The sequence below is a fragment of the Pantoea sp. R13S299 genome, from assembly GCF_048515925.1.
Lineage (GTDB): Bacteria > Pseudomonadota > Gammaproteobacteria > Enterobacterales > Enterobacteriaceae > Pantoea.
This window is the reverse complement of the sequence record NZ_JBLYEF010000002.1, coordinates 156,370-174,758: the sequence shown is the minus strand read 5'-3', so window position 1 is coordinate 174,758 and position 18,389 is coordinate 156,370. Positions and strand designations below refer to the sequence as shown.

The 18,389-nt window shown below is 54.3% G+C and carries 13 protein-coding genes; 6 read left to right on the top strand and 7 right to left on the bottom strand.

Features of this window, described 5'->3' with window-relative positions:
• Window positions 1–42 precede the first annotated feature (42 nt).
• From ptsN to npr, 3 genes are read left to right on the top strand one after another with little or no spacing between them, the layout of a single operon-like run.
• Window positions 43–522 carry a PTS IIA-like nitrogen regulatory protein PtsN gene (ptsN, locus tag ACN1CO_RS11780; RefSeq protein ID WP_013359876.1) on the top strand — a complete coding sequence of 160 codons (480 nt, stop codon included), beginning with the start codon at window positions 43–45 and terminating at the stop codon, window positions 520–522.
• Between the two features lie 47 nt (window positions 523–569).
• Window positions 570–1,424: an RNase adapter RapZ gene (gene rapZ, locus ACN1CO_RS11775; protein WP_010251920.1), complete on the top strand. Its 855-nt coding sequence runs from the start codon at window positions 570–572 to the stop codon at window positions 1,422–1,424.
• Window positions 1,421–1,693, top strand: coding sequence for a PTS phosphocarrier protein NPr (gene npr / locus ACN1CO_RS11770; protein WP_003851116.1), 273 nt, complete (start codon window positions 1,421–1,423; stop codon window positions 1,691–1,693). The genes rapZ and npr overlap by 4 nt, the downstream gene beginning before the upstream one ends.
• A 3-nt stretch (window positions 1,694–1,696) precedes the next feature.
• Here npr and mtgA read toward each other — a convergent pair whose 3' ends face one another.
• Entirely contained in the window at window positions 1,697–2,416 is a 720-nt protein-coding gene (gene mtgA, locus ACN1CO_RS11765; protein ID WP_419139118.1) for a monofunctional biosynthetic peptidoglycan transglycosylase, read from the bottom strand.
• Window positions 2,417–3,303: 887 nt separating this feature from the next.
• On the bottom strand, window positions 3,304–5,637 hold the full coding sequence (arcB, locus tag ACN1CO_RS11760) for an aerobic respiration two-component sensor histidine kinase ArcB (protein WP_419139117.1): 2,334 nt from the start codon (window positions 5,635–5,637) through the stop codon (window positions 3,304–3,306).
• Window positions 5,638–6,525: 888 nt separating this feature from the next.
• On the opposite strand from arcB, the gene ACN1CO_RS11755 reads away from it, so the two are divergent.
• On the top strand, window positions 6,526–12,057 hold the full coding sequence (locus tag ACN1CO_RS11755) for a glutamate synthase-related protein (RefSeq protein WP_419139116.1): 5,532 nt from the start codon (window positions 6,526–6,528) through the stop codon (window positions 12,055–12,057).
• 185 nt (window positions 12,058–12,242) lie between these two features.
• A complete protein-coding gene (locus ACN1CO_RS11750) occupies window positions 12,243–14,000 on the top strand; it encodes a sulfite reductase subunit alpha (RefSeq protein ID WP_419139115.1) in 1,758 nt (585 codons plus the stop codon).
• Window positions 14,001–14,107: 107 nt separating this feature from the next.
• On the opposite strand, the gene sspB is transcribed toward ACN1CO_RS11750, so the two are convergent.
• From sspB to zapE, 5 genes are all read right to left on the bottom strand, one after another.
• The gene (gene sspB / locus ACN1CO_RS11745) at window positions 14,108–14,593 is read right to left on the bottom strand and encodes a ClpXP protease specificity-enhancing factor (RefSeq protein ID WP_013359871.1); all 486 of its coding nucleotides are present in this window, start codon (window positions 14,591–14,593) and stop codon (window positions 14,108–14,110) included.
• Between the two features lie 3 nt (window positions 14,594–14,596).
• Entirely contained in the window at window positions 14,597–15,238 is a 642-nt protein-coding gene (gene sspA, locus ACN1CO_RS11740) for a stringent starvation protein SspA (RefSeq protein ID WP_003851135.1), read from the bottom strand.
• A 331-nt stretch (window positions 15,239–15,569) separates the two neighbouring features.
• Window positions 15,570–15,962, bottom strand: a complete 393-nt coding sequence (rpsI, locus tag ACN1CO_RS11735) for a 30S ribosomal protein S9 (protein WP_090963862.1) — start codon at window positions 15,960–15,962, stop codon at window positions 15,570–15,572.
• Between the two features lie 15 nt (window positions 15,963–15,977).
• Window positions 15,978–16,406, bottom strand: coding sequence for a 50S ribosomal protein L13 (gene rplM, locus ACN1CO_RS11730; protein ID WP_008925400.1), 429 nt, complete (start codon window positions 16,404–16,406; stop codon window positions 15,978–15,980).
• Between the two features lie 227 nt (window positions 16,407–16,633).
• Window positions 16,634–17,761, bottom strand: a complete 1,128-nt coding sequence (gene zapE / locus ACN1CO_RS11725) for a cell division protein ZapE (RefSeq protein ID WP_419139114.1) — start codon at window positions 17,759–17,761, stop codon at window positions 16,634–16,636.
• A gap of 178 nt (window positions 17,762–17,939) precedes the next feature.
• On the opposite strand from zapE, the gene zapG reads away from it, so the two are divergent.
• Entirely contained in the window at window positions 17,940–18,341 is a 402-nt protein-coding gene (gene zapG, locus ACN1CO_RS11720; protein ID WP_003848291.1) for a Z-ring associated protein ZapG, read from the top strand.
• The last annotated feature ends 48 nt before the right edge of the window (window positions 18,342–18,389 follow it).

Genomic DNA, 18,389 nt, shown 5'->3' with positions numbered 1-18,389 from the left:
GCTGGCGGTGAATGGCCTGGTGAACACGCAAGTGAAACGATAATGAACAACGATCTCACACTGGAATTGAGCACAGTGCTTTCGCCAGACTGCACCCGCAGCGGCGTACACTGCCAGAGCAAAAAACGTGCGCTGGAAATCATCAGCGAACTGGCCGCTAAGCAGCTCAACCTGCCGCACCAGACGCTTTTCGAAGCGATCCTGACCCGAGAACGCATGGGCAGTACCGGTATTGGTAACGGGATAGCCATTCCTCACGGCAAGCTGGAAGAGGATACGCTGCGCGCGGTTGGGGTGTTTATCAGCCTCGAACAGCCGATTGCGTTTGATGCCGTCGACAACCAGCCAGTCGATCTGTTGTTTGCTTTACTGGTCCCGGCTGACCAGTGCAAAACACACCTGCACACCCTGTCACTGGTGGCGAAGCGTCTGGCAGATAAAACGGTCTGCCGTCGTCTGCGAGCTGCGCAGAGTGATGAAGAGCTCTACGCCATTATTACGGAAGTCCAGACAGAGCAGTAACGCGTCTTTACCGGCCGGGAGCCGGTTTTAAAACGGGAGAGAAGGTCATGGTGCTGATGATCGTTAGCGGTCGTTCAGGCTCGGGGAAGTCAGTGGCACTCCGTGCACTGGAAGATATGGGGTTCTACTGCGTTGATAACCTGCCGGTCGTGCTACTGCCTGAGTTAGCTAACTCACTGGCTGAGCGCAATATTTCGGCAGCGGTCAGTATCGACGTGCGTAACATGCCTGAATCCCCGGAAATTTTTGAAACCGCACTGAATAATCTGCCTGACACATTTTCACCTCAGCTGCTGTTCCTTGATGCCGATCGCAACACCCTGATTCGTCGCTACAGCGATACGCGCCGTTTGCATCCCCTCTCCAGCAAAAACCTGTCGCTGGAGAGCGCCATCGATGAAGAGAGCGATCTGCTGGAGCCGCTGCGCTCGCGTGCCGATCTGATTATCGATACCTCAGAGATGTCGGTGCATGAACTGGCAGAGATGCTGCGTACCCGCCTGCTCGGCAAGCGTGAACGCGAGCTGACCATGGTGTTTGAATCCTTTGGCTTCAAACATGGCATCCCGATCGACGCTGATTATGTGTTTGACGTGCGCTTTCTGCCCAACCCCCACTGGGATCCGAAACTGCGCCCGATGACCGGCCTCGATCGTCCGGTGGCGGCCTTCCTTGATCGTCACACTGAAGTGCATAACTTTATCTACCAGACGCGCAGCTACCTTGAACTCTGGCTGCCGATGCTGGAAACCAATAACCGTAGCTATCTTACCGTGGCGATTGGCTGCACCGGTGGCAAACACCGTTCAGTCTATATCGCAGAACAGCTGGCGGATTACTTCCGTTCGCGCGGTAAGAATGTTCAGTCACGCCATCGCACGCTGGAAAAGCGCAAATCATGACCGTCCGACAAACTGTAGAAATCAAAAATAAGCTGGGCATGCACGCTCGTCCGGCAATGAAGTTATTTGAGCTGGTGCAGAGCTTTGATGCCGAAGTGTTGCTGCGTAATGAAGCGGGCACGGAAGCCGAAGCCAGCAGCGTGATTGCGCTGCTGATGCTCGACTCGGCTAAAGGCGGGCATATTGAGATTGAAGCCAGCGGCCCGGAGGAAGTTCCGGCGCTGGCTGCGGTCATTGAGCTTTTTGAAGCGGGCTTCGATGAAGATTAAGGCTTAATCGAGCTTATTACGCTGCAGGAAGCCCTCGCCGCCCAACTGGCGCATCTGACGCAGTATCCACTGCTGCCGCTCTCTGACATAACCGGAGGGCGCAGCAGCACGATAACGAATTGGATTAGGCAGAACTGCCGCCAGCAAAGCGGCGTCGGCTGCGGTCAGCCGGCTGGCTGGCTTGTGGAAGTAGCGCTGCGAAGCTGCCTCAACGCCAAAGATGCCCGGCCCGAACTCTGCAATATTGAGATAGACGGTCAGAATGCGCCGCTTTGTCCAGACTGTCTCAATCCCTACCGTCAGACCCGCCTCCAGACCTTTGCGGACCCAGCTGCGACCATCCCAGAGAAACAGATTCTTCGCCGTCTGCTGTGACAGCGTGGACGCCCCGCGCATCCGGTTGTCGCTCTTATCCAGTACGGACTCAATCGCCGCGACATCAAAGCCCCAGTGAGTGGGAAACTTTTGATCTTCTGAGGCGATAACCGCCAGTCCCATCCAGGGCGAAATCTCGTCATGGCCAACCCAGTCTGAATGGGCGACATAACTAAAATCACCGCGTAACCAGGCACCGATCTGTCGTTCAGCCATCACCGCCGAGAACGGCACCGGTAAGAATGAAAAAAGCAAAATTCCCGCCAGCCATACTCCCAGCCATACCAACAGCACGCGAACAACAATACGTCTGATACGCTGTCCGACGCTTCCTTTATGCTTGTTCATGCAATCTTCCCATACTTGTTTCAGACGTTAATCAATCACTCATGTAATCAGTGCCATTAAAGCACTCTTTTTACGATTATCGCTGAAAACGAGGCGGTAGTTTCCAGACTTTATTCAATCATTTTGCATCAAAATGCTGCAACAGTTCGAAATAGTTCAAGGACTTCCGAAAAAAAGGAATCGGTTCCATTGATTGACCCTGCTTAGCACCTTTCCAGATAAACAGTTAATAATGAGTAATAAGCACCTGGATAAATCATTCAATATACTTAACTGTTATTTTTTTCTTAATCCAGTGCTGTCCAAAGCTTAATCAGAATTATCGTTATAACGTATAATTAAACAGCGCTTAACGGACTGACTTGTGGCTGTTATGGCACTGTTTCCTTCCAGCAGTAACTCTCATGTCAGGAAGAGAAAAGGACAAACTTTTAGATTCTTTTTTATCATTCCAAATCGTTTTGGATAATTCGTATCATTTCAGGCTGCGCGCTTGCAATATCAGCGTTTTAGCCGCCCTGAAGAGGCAAATGTTAACGCTGGCTCACTTTACTGCTACCCGGCCACCGCTTCGCTGCACAGCAGCCTTAAAACTACACGAAAAGAGGCAAAACTGATTAAAATAACAGCAACGCAGCACAGAAATTGATTCCTTACTTGACTGTGTTGCCAAATTAATGTTTTCTGTATTTAAACGCTGCTCAATATCACAAATTTTAATGAATCTTGTCGCATGAGAAGATGAATTTGCTAAGGTGATGACAGTGTTAACCAATACCCTGCGGCTGCATCAATTATTCATATCATAGCGGCCGCAATGATTTCCCTGGTGTTGGCGCAGTATTCGCGCACCCCGGCCTCGGCTGGGGTCATTTTTTTCTGGAATATCACTTTTCCTGCTCTGACACCCAATCGCGTAATACCTGCACATCGTGCCGCCACTCATGCTTCAGCTCATCAATCCATTCAACGACATTGTCCCACCATGCCGGCAACTCCGGACTCTGAATCTGTTTCGCCAGCAACTGCAAACGCTGCAGCCCGACCGAACCCGCCGCCCCTTTGATTTTGTGCCCCTCTTCGGCAATGCCTTTCTGATCGCGCGCCATCAGATTTGACTCCAGTACCGCAAGATAGTCCGGCATCATCTTTTCAAACATCGTCAGGCTTTGGGTAATCAGGCCTGGGCCAACCAACTCGATATACTGTTCCAGCATGGCGACATCCAGCAGCATCCGGGTTTTGTCATCGCTGACATCAGCAGTCTCCTCTTCAGGTTCTGCCTGATAATCCCAGTACTTTTTAATCATTGCGGTCAGGGCCGGCACCGCCAGCGGTTTGCTCAGGACGTCATCCATTCCCGCATCGAAATACTCTTTTTTGTCTTTGAGGACATTTGCAGTAAGCGCAACCAGCGGTGGCAGATGCGTTCCCTGATATTGCTGGCGAATCGCCCGTGAGACATCCAGGCCGGTCATATCGGGCAGCTGGATATCCAGCAGCACCAGATCAAACTCCAGCGGGTCAAACATCGCCAGCGCCTCACTGCCGGTCATGGCGACCTCGACGCTGCAACCCAGCTTCTCAAGTACCGAGCGCGCCACAATCACGTTGAGCTCAATATCTTCCACCAGCAGCACGTGCAGCGCAGGCAGTGGCAGGCTGTCGTCCACGCCTTCGTCTTCCACCTCTTCAGCAATGCGCGGCGCTTTAATCTCTACGGTAAAGCATGAACCCTGTCCTGGTGCGCTGTGAACGCGAATATCGCCGCCCATCGCCTGCGCCAGACGGCGTGATACCGCCAGCCCGATGCCGGTTCCGGTTGCCGGTTTACCGCCATGCTGGTCTTTGACCTGATAGTACATCGCAAAAATCTTGTCCTGCTCGTCCTGGCGGATCCCCATGCCAGAATCCTGCACCTCAAAGCGCAGCGTCTCATCCTGCTCATACGTCACACGCACCACGATTTCGCCCTGCTGGGTGAACTTCACGGCGTTACCAATCAGGTTCCACAGAATCTGGCGCAGACGCGTCCCGTCAGTGGAAATCATATGCGGCAGCGGCAGTTGCGGCGCGAGCACAAACTTCAGCCCTTTTGGCTGGGCCAGCAGGCCGGAAAGATTTTCTAAGTCGGCGAGGAAGCCGGTAAAGTCGAGCGGCTGATTGTCCAGCTGCACTTTACGGCGTTCGATTTTATCCACCTCGATCACATCATTGAAGATGTTGCCCAGCGTGATGGCCGAGACGTGGATGGTTTTCAGGTACTTCAGCTGTTCCTGATTAAGGTCGGTGTCCAGCAGAATGCGGCTCAGGCCGACAATGCCATTAAGCGGCGTACGAAGCTCGTGGCTGATCGTAGAGATAAAGGTGGTCTTCTCCCGGCTGGCGTTCTCTAACGCGTCCTGATAGCGCTTACGCTCCGTTATATCGCGGCCAAAGCCCATCAGCCCGCTGCGCTTACCAACACGGTCGTAATAAGGCACTTTACGGATTTCGAAACAGGCTTTGCGCCCGTCGGGGTATTGCAGCCACTGTTCATAGGTCAGGGAGACGTTGTGGCGGAACACCTTCTCGTCCGTTTCCAGCACCTTGGTCGCCGCTTCATCATCATAGATATCGCGTGGCGTCAGGCCAATCAGCTGCTTTTCGCTTTTGCCGGTCAGCAGTTCCATCGCGCGGTTACAGCCAGAGAACTGTTTATCGATGTTGCGATAGAAAACCAGGTCAGGCGAAGCATCCAGGAATGAGCGCAGGAAGGAGGATTGCTGCTCCAGTTCGATCTGTGCCTGCTCACGACGGGTCACCTCTTCACGCAGCTTATCCATCACCTGTTCGCGTGCCAGCTCCGCCTTTTTACGATCGCTGATCTCCTGATTCAGCTGCGTAATGGTCTCTTTCATCTGCTGATTGAGTTCCAGATCGCGGGTACGCATCTCTTCCAGCTTATCCACCAGCCTTGCCAGCCGTTGCCGGGATTCCTCCAGCTGATCGACCACTACCGACAGGAAATAGACGGCCCAGGGCGTAATCAGCAGCCCGAAGAAGACCGAACGCACCACGTCAATGCTCTCGACATGGCCCCGCAGTACCATCGTGACCGCCATCTGGACAATCATCGCCAGCACGACCAGCGCAGACGCCAGCAGCAGCGAGAACCTCACCAGCCCAAGCTTGACCATTAAATCAACGTAGTACTGCGCCAACAGACGAATTTGTTTCATAACAACTCCCTGGAAGAGAAACAGCCTCATAATAGCGCAGTTACCCTGCTGACGTCGCAGCACGTCGCAGAGAGATGCGGGATAAAATGCCCTTTTATGGTGCATCTGCAGAGCCGATCGGCGACGTTAAGGACAAAGCGGTTAAAACCCTTGACTGACTGTGCCAAATGAATAATCTGTAAGGCCGCCAGTGAATCACCGATTTCTCTGTACGGCCTTTTTTCAATATCCTGGCAACGTCCTGTTGCACAGGCACATCCTTTTATATGCATACCCATTCATCTTTAATGATGTTTTAAGCACGCGCATGCTGATTAATTTTTCTTATAACCAACCGCTGTTTCATTCAAATAGCCGGACATAAGAAAAACAGATACATGCTATGCATCAACGGTGCTGAACAGCATTTAATGCTGTCTAACACCCCGTCACCAGCATGGTGCAGAGATCTGACGCCTGCACTACAGTGAGTCAGTTCACATTTATCGGCCAATCGCCGGGCACCAGAGTGATACATTTTAAACCATAAAATTCTTTTAATTCATGTATTTAAGCAGATAAAACAGCTAATTACTCCGTCTGACCACCCTATTTGACCTGATTACGCTTTCCCGATAAGTTGGAAATCCGCTGAAAGCTTTCCAGACGGGCCATTGTCTCGGCATATCTATGCAACAAGAAGACTCCCGCGTGGTTTAAGTCATCTCCTTTAAGAGACCGGAAATCAGAGAGCAGCTCAATTAAGGACGTTTTACCGATGTCTGGAGAGAAATGCTCAGGGCTATGACGCGCGCTCGACAGAGCATGGCGATGAAAATGATAGCGCCCCAGTGCGCCCAGACCCTGAATCAGTGCAGGTAATGTCAAAGCAGTTTAAGGAGACCCTCAATGTCCACTAAAAAACCTCAATCCTATGGCTTGTATGATCCGACAGCAGGCAGTGACAGCTGTGGTGTAGGTTTCATTACGCGTAAGGACGGCGAGCAGACCCACGAGATTCTGCAGATGGCGCATAGCGCCCTGTGCACGGTGCCTCACCGCGGCGGTATGTCAGCGGAAGGCGTCGGTGATGGCGCGGGGGTCAACGTTGATCTGTCGCTGCACTTCTTCCGCAAAATTACCGGCCAGCCGCTGGAAGCGGGCCGCTTCGGCGTCGGCAACTTCTTTGTGCCGAAAGATGCTGAGCTGCGCGCGAATGCCGAACGTCTGGTCGATGAGGCACTCAGCAGCTTTGGCCTGCCGGTGATCATGAAACGTGACATGCCGCTCGATAGCAGTGTGACGCGCCCGGCAGCGGTGCAGTTCCAGTTACCGATTCTGCAGTGGATTTTCACTGCGCCACAGGACGTGGTCGATCAGAACGACTTCGAACAACGCATCTACCGCGCCCTGTTAACCATTGAAGCTCTTGCCTTCACTGAAAGCGAATTTGGTGGTCTCTATCCGCTGTCGCTATCGTCGCGCACGCAGGTGTTTAAGGCCCGTCTGAACTCCAATGAAGTGATTCCTTACTTCAAAGATCTGACCGATCCCGATCATCAGGTTCGCGGGCTGTTCTTCCATACCCGCTTCTCCACCAACACCGATCCGCATACCACCATGGCGCAGCCGTTCCGCCTGATGGCGCATAACGGTGAGCTAAATACGGACCGTAAAAACCGCATCGCCGAGTCCGCGCTGGCGCTGGCTCGTGGTAAGAAAATCGTGCGGCCGAAAGGCCAGTCCGACAGCTCACGTCTGGATCAGAGCATCCACAGCCGTCTGATGGAAGATAACCTCGACCTGATCACCGCCGTCGTCTCAATGATGCCGCCAGCATGGGAAAACGACAGTTCACTGCCAGCAGAAGTGCGCGACATGCTGGAGTATTTCTCTCTGTATGAAGAGAAGAACGACGGCCCGGCGGCATTAATCTTCGGCAACGGCGAAGTGATTGGTGCCCGCCTTGACCGCCTTGGCCTGCGTCCACTGCGTTCAGTCGAAACGGCTGAGTATATTGGTGCGATGTCGGAAGCCGGCCAGATCGCCTTCCCGCCTGAAAGCGTGTTACGTCGTGGCCGTATCGAAGCGGGCGGCATGCTCTATTTCGATCATCGTGAGAAACGCAGCTACACCACGCTGCAGGCGCTGGAGAAACTGGCTGCAGAGAAAGATTATTCTGCGCTGCTGCGTGAAGCCCGCGTCGGCCTCGACGATCTGCCTGAGATCCCGGCAGAACAGCAGGGTTCACCGCTGCGTTATCGCGGCGATCTGAAAACCTATCAGCGCTTTGTTGCCTACTACTACAACCAGGAAAGCTTCAAGTTCATGATGGACCCGATGCTGAACACCGGCGCAGAGAAGATCTCCGCGATGGGTTACGGCAACGCCATCAACGGCTTATCCGACCATGAAGGCGGCATGGCGCACTATTTCTCTCAGCGCTTTGCTCAGGTGACCAACCCGCCGCTGGACTCTATCCGCGAAGTGGATGGCATGACGCTGCGTGTCGCGCTGGGCGCAAAACCCCATCTGGGCCGCAGCAAAGGCCGTCAGATTGTGGTGCCGACACCGATCCTCAGCCATCTTGATATGCTGCGTTTGCGCGAGCAGACCATCGCCCCTTATGCGCGCTTTGAGATGCTCTATGAGCCGGTGATCGGCAAAGATTTGCTGAGCACCACTGCGAATGCAAAGGCGCTGGAAAAAGCGATTGATGACCTGGCGCAACAGGTAGTGGATTTTGCCCGTGCACAGGGCGGCATCGCCGTGCTTACCGATCGCCATATCTCTTCTAAGCACGCTGCGATCCCGATGCTGCTGGTGGTTTCTGCCATCAACCAGCGCCTGATACAGGAAGGCCTGCGTCTGGATGTGTCTCTGGTGGTAGAAAGCGGCCAGAGCATCTCCTCGCACCACATTGCCGCCACGCTCGGCTTCGGTGCTTCCGCTATCTATCCACTGGGCGTACAGATGCGCGCAGAGGAGAAATTTGGCGAAGGTGAAGAAGGTAACAAAGCCTTTAAGCGCTATGCCAAAGCGGCTGAAAAAGCGCTGATGAAAACGATGGGCAAAGTGGGCCTCTGTACCGTTGAGAGCTACAGCAGCGGCGAATTCTTCGAGCCGAACTTCCTTAACACCGATGATCCGGTGCTGAAAAAGTATTTCCCGAATATCAGAACGCCGGTTGGCGGTGCAGGTTTCGCAGCGATTGCGCAGATGGCCGTTGACTGGCACCAGAGCGCACTGAAAATTCAGGGCGAGTCTGAAGTGCCCTTACTGGGCCTGTTTAAAGAGCGTGCAGAAGGCGCGGGTCACTCCTACGGCACCATTGCTGTGCGTACCTTCATCGACATGACCGAAGAGCCGATTCGTTTTGCCGACAAGGCGCGCGAAGAGGACAACTTTATCCGCCTGATGACGCTGGCAAAACTGGATAACGCGTTTGGCATCAAGCCAGAGACGTTTAAAGACAGCAGCTTCGAGCGCATCCCGGATGATGTGATCAACAATTTTGCGATTACGGCCGACTACCGTCAGTTCTCAAGCCTGATGTATGAAGAGCGTAAACGTCGTCCGGCGGCCCTGCGCGATATCCTGACCTTCCCGGCTGACCTGACCCACATCGACAGCGAAGCAGAGTTTCGTCGCAAACTGGGACGCTACTCGCTTACCAACAACGGCTTTGCTATTCGCGGCATGGAGTGTGAAGCGGTGGATGGCAGCCTGAATCACTTTATGCTGCGTCTGACCGATGCGATTGAAGGTCTGAAACCAGAGAGCGAGCGCCTGCAGAACCTTTCCCGCGCCCTGAAATTCCGCTTCGGCGACGATATCGAGAGCAGCGAAGTAGTCACCGGCGGTCTTAAAGTAACGGCATACGGTAAAGCGGCAGATTATCTGTCACGTATTTTCACTACCCTGCCCTCACTGCCGCTGAGTGAAGTGCAGCCAGCCTGTGAAATTACCCGTACTTTTGCCTCCGGGGCAATGAGCCACGGCGCGCTGGTCGCGCCGGCTCATGAAGCGGTCGCACACGGTACTAACATGGTCGGCGGCATGAGTAACTGTGGTGAAGGTGGCGAGCATTACTCCCGTCACGGCACCATCCGAGCCTCCCGTATCAAACAGCTGGCTTCGGGCCGTTTCGGCGTCTGGGCTGCCTATCTGGCAGACCCGATGCTGGAAGAGCTGGAGATCAAAATTGGTCAGGGTGCGAAACCTGGCGAAGGCGGTCAGTTACCGGCAGCCAAAGTTACCGTTGAGATTGCTGCGGCCCGTGGCGGTACGCCTGGCGTTGAGCTGGTCTCTCCACCGCCGCATCACGATACCTACTCCATCGAAGATCTGGCGCAGCTGATTCACGACTGTAAAGCCGCGCGGGTTCGCGTCATTGTCAAACTGGTCTCGTCAGAAGGGATCGGCACCATCGCAGTTGGCGTGGCTAAAGCCGGTGCAGACGTGATTAACGTGGCGGGTAACACCGGCGGGACAGGCGCGGCGTCTGTCACCAGCCTGAAATATACCGGACGCGTGGCAGAAATCGGCATCGCTGAAGTCCACCAGGCACTGTGCGCCAATGGCCTGCGCGAGAAAGTACTGCTGCGCTGCTCTGGCGCACAGCAAACCGGCAGCGATGTGGTGAAATCTGCCCTGCTGGGCGGCGACAGTTTCGAGTTCGGCACCACCGCGCTGATGATGCTGAAATGCGTGATGGCGAAGAACTGTAACGTAAAGTGCCCGGCTGGCTTAACCACTAACGCCGAAGCCTTTGATGGCGACCCGCGTCAGCTGGCGCAGTATTTCCTCAACGTGGCGCATGAAGTGCGTGAGATTCTGGCACGTATGGGCCTGCGTTCCCTGCGTGAGGCACGCGGTCGCTCTGACCTGCTGCACCTGATGGATCATCCGCTGGAAGTGGGCAAACTCGACTTACGCGCCATGCTCACGGTGGTGCCTGAGCTGAAAATCGACAAGCCGGTTTATCTGGAAAAAGATTTTGAGCTGGACGATGGCTGGATTGAGCAACTGAAGCTGTCGCTGGTGGAGCAGGGAAATCCTGATGTCGCTCTGGGCAACAGCATCGTCCTGAACAACCGCAATAAAAGCGTCGGCGGCCAGCTGGCAATCGATATTGAGCGCATGCTAAACCATGAGCTGAGCCAGGAGCAGTTGAAGGCAATGCCTGCCGTCATGACCGACGATCGCGGCCGTAGTTATCTGGCCCCTGAGAGTGTAAAAATTTCCACCACCGGCTCTGCAGGTCAGTCGTTTGGCGCATTCTGCAACGATGGCATGCAGCTGACCCATTACGGCACCTGTAACGACGGTGTCGGCAAAGGACAGTGTGGCGGCGAACTGATTGTGATGTCGCCTGGCGGCGGCGCGCAGGATGCCGATGGCAATGTGCTGATTGGTAACTTTGCGCTGTTCGGCGCAACCGGCGGACGTCTGTTCGTACAGGGTCAGGCCGGTGACCGTTTCGCGGTGCGTAACTCAGGCGCAACGGCTGTAGTCGAAGGCGTCGGTGACTTCTGCTGCGAATATATGACTAACGGCGCCATCCTTAACCTGGGCACCTTTGGTAAAGGATTTGGCAACGGCATGAGCGGCGGCTTTGCCTACCAGTACGACCCGTATGGATCGCTGGCCAGCCACGCTGCCGGTGATTCGGTGCGGTTCGGCTCGATTGCCGATCAGGATGAGATGGCGCAGGTGCATAAGCAGGCCGTACTGACCATGCTTAACTGGCATCTGGAAGCAACCAAATCGCCACGTGCCGCCTGGCTGCTGGAAAACTGGGAAACAGAGTGTCACCACTTTGTTTACGTGATGCCGCGTTCACTGCTGCTGTATCAGGATGGCGGCGAGATTCTGAAAGCCAAGAGCCGCAAAGATCTGCTCGAAGAGCTGTCAACGGCGCTGGCAGGACATCAGGTTGCCAAGTTTAAAGCTGCGTGGCGTCAGGGTAAAACCATCGCCAACGGTGCCGTCCCGGCCTATGGCGCGACCGATACGCAGGAGATGTTTGTCCTGCTGAACAACTACACCGTGCTGAGCTTTGCCCAGCAACTGGCACTGGCTAAATTGCCGAAAGGCACGCCGGTTGAAGATGCGGCGGTAGAAAAAGCGGTGCGTAATCTGCTGATGACTGAAGACTTTTCGCTGGTCAGCAAGCTGCAACGTCATTCCCGTTCGGCCATCGAGAGTTACAGCGATGACGAACTGGCGAGTCTGATTGGCACTAAACGCATGTCAGATTACAAAGCGGCGCTGACGCAACGTAACATCCGCTCCATGGACAGCCTGGCGACTTACGGCTGGATCATGTATCAGGATGCCTGTAACCGGGAAGTGCTGGGCCACCTGCCTGACTTTGAAGAGCTGTTTGCACGTGCGGCATTGCCGGAAATCGCCGCTGCGGTGGGTAAACTCTCCTGACAGTGATACTGATCAGGCTGAACTGAATATTATTAATTGATCATTGCCCGGATTAATCGTTGTACCGGACAGAAGCTGAACCGCTCTCCCCTGCTGCTGAACCTGCGGCGCGGGAAAGCGGAACGGCTTTCAGACAGGACAACGCCACTGATATCGGGCGAGAACGGGATTGAGTAAAAGTACCCATGAAAATTCCTTATATTCCAGAAGATGCACCTTTTAATGGCGATCAGAAGTACTGGCTGGCTGGCTTTCTCGCGGGGCTTCACTCCCGTTTGCTGGTATTAGAAGACAAACAGCAACCTGCCGCAGGGGCGGGCGCAGCCGCGACCACGCAACTGCATATTCTTTACGGCTCACAGACCGGCAATGCCGAAGCACTGGCGCAGACCGCAGCGAAATCTGCGCGCGCCAAAGGGCTGGTGCCCGTGGTTCAGGCGCTGGGCGATGTCGATCTCGACGTGTTTGCCACCATGCGCCATGTGCTGATCGTCACCTCGACTTATGGCGAAGGTGAAATGCCGGACAACGCACAGCTGTTCTGGGATGCGATCTCTGCCAGTACCGCACCGCGTCTGGAGCAGATGCATTTCGCCGTGCTGGCGATTGGCGATACCGGCTACGATGGCTTCTGTCAGGCGGGCAAGTTCATTGATATGCGCCTTGAGCAGTTGGGTGCGAAACGCGTGGTTGATCGTATCGATTGTGATATCGACTACGAAGAACCTTCCAGCGAGTGGCTGAACAGCTCAATGCCACAGTTTGCGGCCAGCGCAGGCAGCAGCGGCACCGTGCTGGAGAGCGCGCCTGAAGCGCCAGTCATTCCGGGCAGCAACAAATCGAATCCGTATGCTGCCGCGCTGATTACCAACAAGCGTTTGTCAGGTGAGCAGTCAGCCAAAGATATTCGTCATTTCGAATTCGACCTGTCGGACAGCGGCCTGAAATATGAAGCGGGCGATGCGCTGGGCGTGATTCCTGTCAATGAGCCGTCACTGGTCAGCCTGCTGCTGACTCAGCTTAATGCTGATTACCAGACGCCGGTGCCTGGCTTTGACCGCAGCCTCGGCGACCTGCTGACCTATCAGTTTGAGATCTCAGAGCCGTCACGCAAGTTGATCGAGTGGGTCGGACAGAACACCACCAACCAGGAACTGCGTCATGTCTTACAGCATGATGATAAAGATGCGCTGGGCGTGTGGCTGTGGGGCAAAGATACCCTCGACCTGCTGCAGCTTGAGCTGACACGCACGCTGGCGGTACCTGAGTTTGTTGCCCTGCTGCGTCCGCTGCAGCATCGTGCCTACTCAATTTCATCCAGCTCTAAGGCTCACCCTAACCAGGTGCATCTGACCGTTGCCTCGGTGCGTTATCACAGTGGTGGCCGTAATCGCGGTGGCGTCTGCTCGACCTATCTGGCCGAGCGTGTGCGTCGTGGCGAGAAGCCCGCCATCTTTATCTCACCCAATAAATCGTTCCGCGTGCCTGCCAATAACAGCGCGCCGCTGATCATGGTGGGACCGGGTACCGGTATCGCCCCATTCCGCGCCTTCCTGCAGGAGCGCCAGGCAACCGGCGCACAGGGCAAAAACTGGCTGTTCTTCGGCGATCAGCATCAGGAGCATGACTTTATCTATCAGGATGAATTAGTTGCCTGGCGGGATAACGGCTTGCTGACGCGTCTGGATCTGGCGTTCTCACGCGATCAGGAGAAGAAGATCTACGTGCAGAGCCGGATGCTGGAACAGGGCGCAGAGCTCTATGCCTGGCTGCAGGAAGGGGCTTACTTCTACGTCTGTGGCGATGCATCGCGTATGGCGAAGGATGTGGATAATGCGCTGTATGAAGTCGTTCGCCAGTTTGGTGGTCTCTCTACCGAGCGCGCTGCGGACTACGTCGATCAGCTGAAGAAAGAGAAACGCTACCTGCGCGACGTCTACTAATCGCGAAGGCCTGCTGTAAAAAATCCGGTTTGCGCAGGCAGCCGGATTTTTTTATGGGTGGCAGGCAAAAAAATACCCGTCACATGGACGGGTATTCACATTCACTGCTATTTCACTACGCGCAGTGAAGGTCTTCCACCACGTGGCGGTGGATCGTCATCAGGCGGCGTCTCGTCATCGCTGGCGTCATCAGGACGATCACCATCAATCACAGACATCATGGTCTCTTCCTGACCCTCTGACGCTTCCTGCATACCCAGTTCGTAAGCAGGTTCCGGTTCAAACATCGTCCCGGCACCGTTTTCACGCGCATAGATTGCCAGAATCGCCGCCATCGGCACGTTAACCTGGCGAGGAACGCCACCAAAGCGGGCGTTGAACGACACCTGATCATTGGCCAGATCGAGGTTACCGACAGCGCGTGGCGCAATGTTCAGGACAATCTGACCATCACGCGCATACTCCAGCGGCACCTGCACACCTGGCAGATTAATATCGACCACCAGATGCGGCGTCAGCTGATTGTCGAGCAACCAGTCATAGAATGCGCGCAGCAGATAGGGACGACGTGCAGTAAGTTGCGACATTTCCATACGTTAAGCCCGGGCTTGCAGGCGCATTTCACGTTCAGCTTCAGTTAATGAAGCGAGGAAAGAGTCACGCTCAAATACGCGGTTCATATAGCCTTTCAGCTCTTTTGAACCTGAGCCGATCAAATCGATGCCCATTGACGGCAGACGCCATAACAGCGGAGCCAGGTAGCAATCGACCAGACTGAACTCTTCGCTCATGAAGTAAGGCGTACGACCAAACAGTGGGGCGATAGCCAGCAGCTCTTCACGCAGTTGCTTGCGTGCCGCTTCGGCTTCCTGACCCGTGCTGTTCTCAACTTTCCGCATCAGGCTGTACCAGTCCTGCTCGATGCGATGCATCATCAGGCGGCTATCACCACGGGCAACCGGATAAACCGGCATCAGTGGCGGATGCGGGAAGCGCTCATCTAAATATTCCATGATGATGCGTGATTCATACAGCGTCAGCTCACGATCTACCAGCGTCGGTACCGTGCGATACGGATTGAGGTCAATCAGATCCTGCGGCAGGTTATCCATTTCGACCTGCTCGATCTCTACGCTGACACCCTTCTCCGCCAGGACAATACGTACCTGATGGCTGAAAATGTCAGTAGGACCAGAAAACAGCGTCATTACCGAACGTTTGTTGGCAGCGACAGCCATGAAAACCTCCAAGTTTGTTCACAAAAAGATACTGCGAATAGCCAACCACACGGCGATTCACCAGCTAATCGAACTCGCACGCAACCTGGTTAGCCGCGTCACAGATACTGACGCCCCGACAGTGGGGAGGCGCATAACGCACCGGCCTGCGGGCGCAAAGTGACACAGAGTTTACCAGATTTTAGGCTGCTTGTGGGCGTGGAATGAATCTTTGCAGGTAAATTGAGCGCGACGTTACGGTTTTCGCGGGGAGTCGAGGGGAAAGCAGAAAATAAAAAACCCGCCGAAGCGGGTTTTTTGAGCCAATTGTCGCAGCCGGAGCTGCAAACAATTAACGCTTGGAGAACTGAGGACGACGACGTGCTTTACGCAGGCCGACTTTCTTACGTTCAACCTGACGCGCATCACGAGTAACGAAGCCTGCTTTACGCAGTTCGCCACGCAGTGATTCGTCGTATTCCATCAGAGCGCGGGTGATACCGTGACGGATCGCACCAGCCTGACCAGAAATACCGCCACCAGAAACAGTGACGTAGAGATCGAATTTACCAACCATATCCAGCAGCTCAAGCGGCTGACGAACTACCATGCGGGCAGTTTCGCGACCGAAATACTGTTCCAGAGAACGTTGGTTAATAACGATATTACCGCTACCCGGCTTCATGAATACGCGAGCGGTAGAGCTTTTGCGGCGACCAGTGCCGTAGTTTTGAGTTTCAGCCATTGCCTTTAATCCCGATTAAATGTCAAGAACTTGCGGTTGCTGTGCCGCATGGGTGTGCTCGTTGCCTGCGTAAACTTTCAGTTTACGATACATAGCACGACCCAGCGGGCCCTTCGGCAGCATGCCTTTAACCGCGATCTCAATCACACGCTCAGGACGGCGAGCAATCATCTCTTCAAAGGTCGCCTGTTTGATACCACCGATGTGACCAGTGTGATGATAGTAGATCTTGTCAGTACGCTTGTTGCCAGTTACAGCAACTTTTTCAGCGTTCAGAACGATGATGTAATCACCTGTATCAACGTGCGGAGTGTATTCCGCTTTATGCTTACCACGCAGACGGCGCGCCAGTTCAGTCGCCAGGCGACCCAAAGTTTTGCCCGTTGCGTCAACTACAAACCAGTCACGTTGGACGGTTTCTGGTTTAGCTGTAAAAGTTTTCATCGAAAAGCTTACCCAAATTAAGTTACACGTTGGTGAAATCCCAAACGCTTAAGTAAACGAATGAGGCTCACACGACCATTTTGACCAGCAAGCCACCCCTTCGGATAGAGTTACTGGAACACAGAGGATTTGGGAAAAAAATCCTTTGCTGTAACGTGGGGTCGCAAGATTATAGAGAAGTCGGTTACAAAAATCGAACCCTATTTCGGTATTTATCCTGTTTATTCTCACGGCAGGTGCGGTAAGCGCAGATACTCTTCGCTCTGCATCTCCTGAAGTCGGGATAAACAGCGCTGGTACTCGAACTTCAGCCGCGTGCCCTGATAAATCTCGGTCAGTGACGTCTCCGCCGCAACCACCAGCTTCACATGACGTTCATAGAACTCATCGACCAGAGCCAGGAAACGGCGCGCCTGATCTTCGGTTTTGTAGATCATCACCGGCACGTCATACAGCAGCACGCTGTGAAAACGGCGCGACAGCGCTATGTAGTCATGCTGGCTACGCCCCTCTCCACACAGCGTCTTAAAATTAATCGCCAGCACGCCTTCACTGACGCCCAGCGTCGGCATCTGGCGGTGATTAATCTCCAGTACCGGCGCCTCTTCCGGCTGGCTGCCCGACAGCGCTTTAAACATCCGCGTCATTTCAGCGTGCGTTTCCGGGTTCAGCGGATAGTTCCACAAGTGTGCGGAGGTCAGCGTGCGTAACCGGTAGTCGATACCGGCATCTACGTTCATCACATCACAGTGGCGCTTTATCTGCTCAATCGCAGGCAGGAAACGCGCACGCTGCAGACCGTTACGATAGAGGTCATCAGGCGGAATGTTCGAGGTGGCCACCAGCGCGATGCCACGTTCAAACAGCGCTTCCATCAGCGTACCGAGCAGCATCGCATCGGTGATATCGGAGACAAAAAACTCATCAAAACAGAGGATGTCAGTTTCGGCTTTGAATTTGTCCGCGATAATCAGCAACGGATCGCTGTGGCCCTGAAGCTGCGTCAGCTCTTCGTGCACCCGCAGCATGAAGCGGTGGAAGTGCAGACGCAGTTTGCGATCGCCAGGAATAGACTGAAAAAAGAGATCCATAACCCATGTCTTGCCGCGCCCTACACCGCCCCACATATAAAGTCCACGTACCGGTTGTGGCGTCTCATTTTTCTCTTTACCGATCAATTTTGACAGGCGACCCAGCAGGCCGGATGTGGCAGGCGCGGCAGATTGTTGCCGGGCAACCAGCGCCTGCTGCAGCGCGTCTAAACGGGTAATTGCTTCACGTTGTACGTCATCGGGCCTGAATTCGCCCTGCGACAGCGCCTGCTCATAGCGTGCAAGCGGAGTTGAGGTTTGCATTGTTATTTCAAAGTCCCTGAATGGTGTCTGATTCATACCACGGTTGCTGAAAAAAAGGCCGTTCTACACTAAGCCATGCTGCTCCGGAGTTCCACATCCATAAGATTAACGGGTATAGTGATTGTTATCGATATGGTGCAACGCCCTACGGAACAATGGAAATAACACGGGAGTCATTATGACCTGGGAATACGGGCTAATTGGTTTAGTGGTAGGTATTATTGTCGGCGCAGTAGCCATGCGTTTTGGCAACAAAAAGCTGCGTGAGCAGCGCAGCATGCAGTACGAACTGGAAAAATCGAAAGCGGAGCTGGCTGATTATCGCGAAGAGCTGACCAACCACTTCGCGCAGAGCGCGGAGCTGCTGGACAACATGGCGCGTGATTATCGTCAGCTCTATCAGCATATGGCAAAAGGCTCCAATGACCTGCTGCCCAATCTGCCTGGACAGAAAAATCCGTTTGCCTATCAGCTGACTGAAGCTGAAGCGGACAACGATCAGGTCCCGGTGCAGATGCCGCGCGACTACTCTGAAGGCGCATCTGGTTTACTGCGTGGCGAGCGCCCTGCCCGCGACTAATCTTTTTGGGGCGCAGCCTGTCTGCGCCCACTGAATTTGCGAACCCTG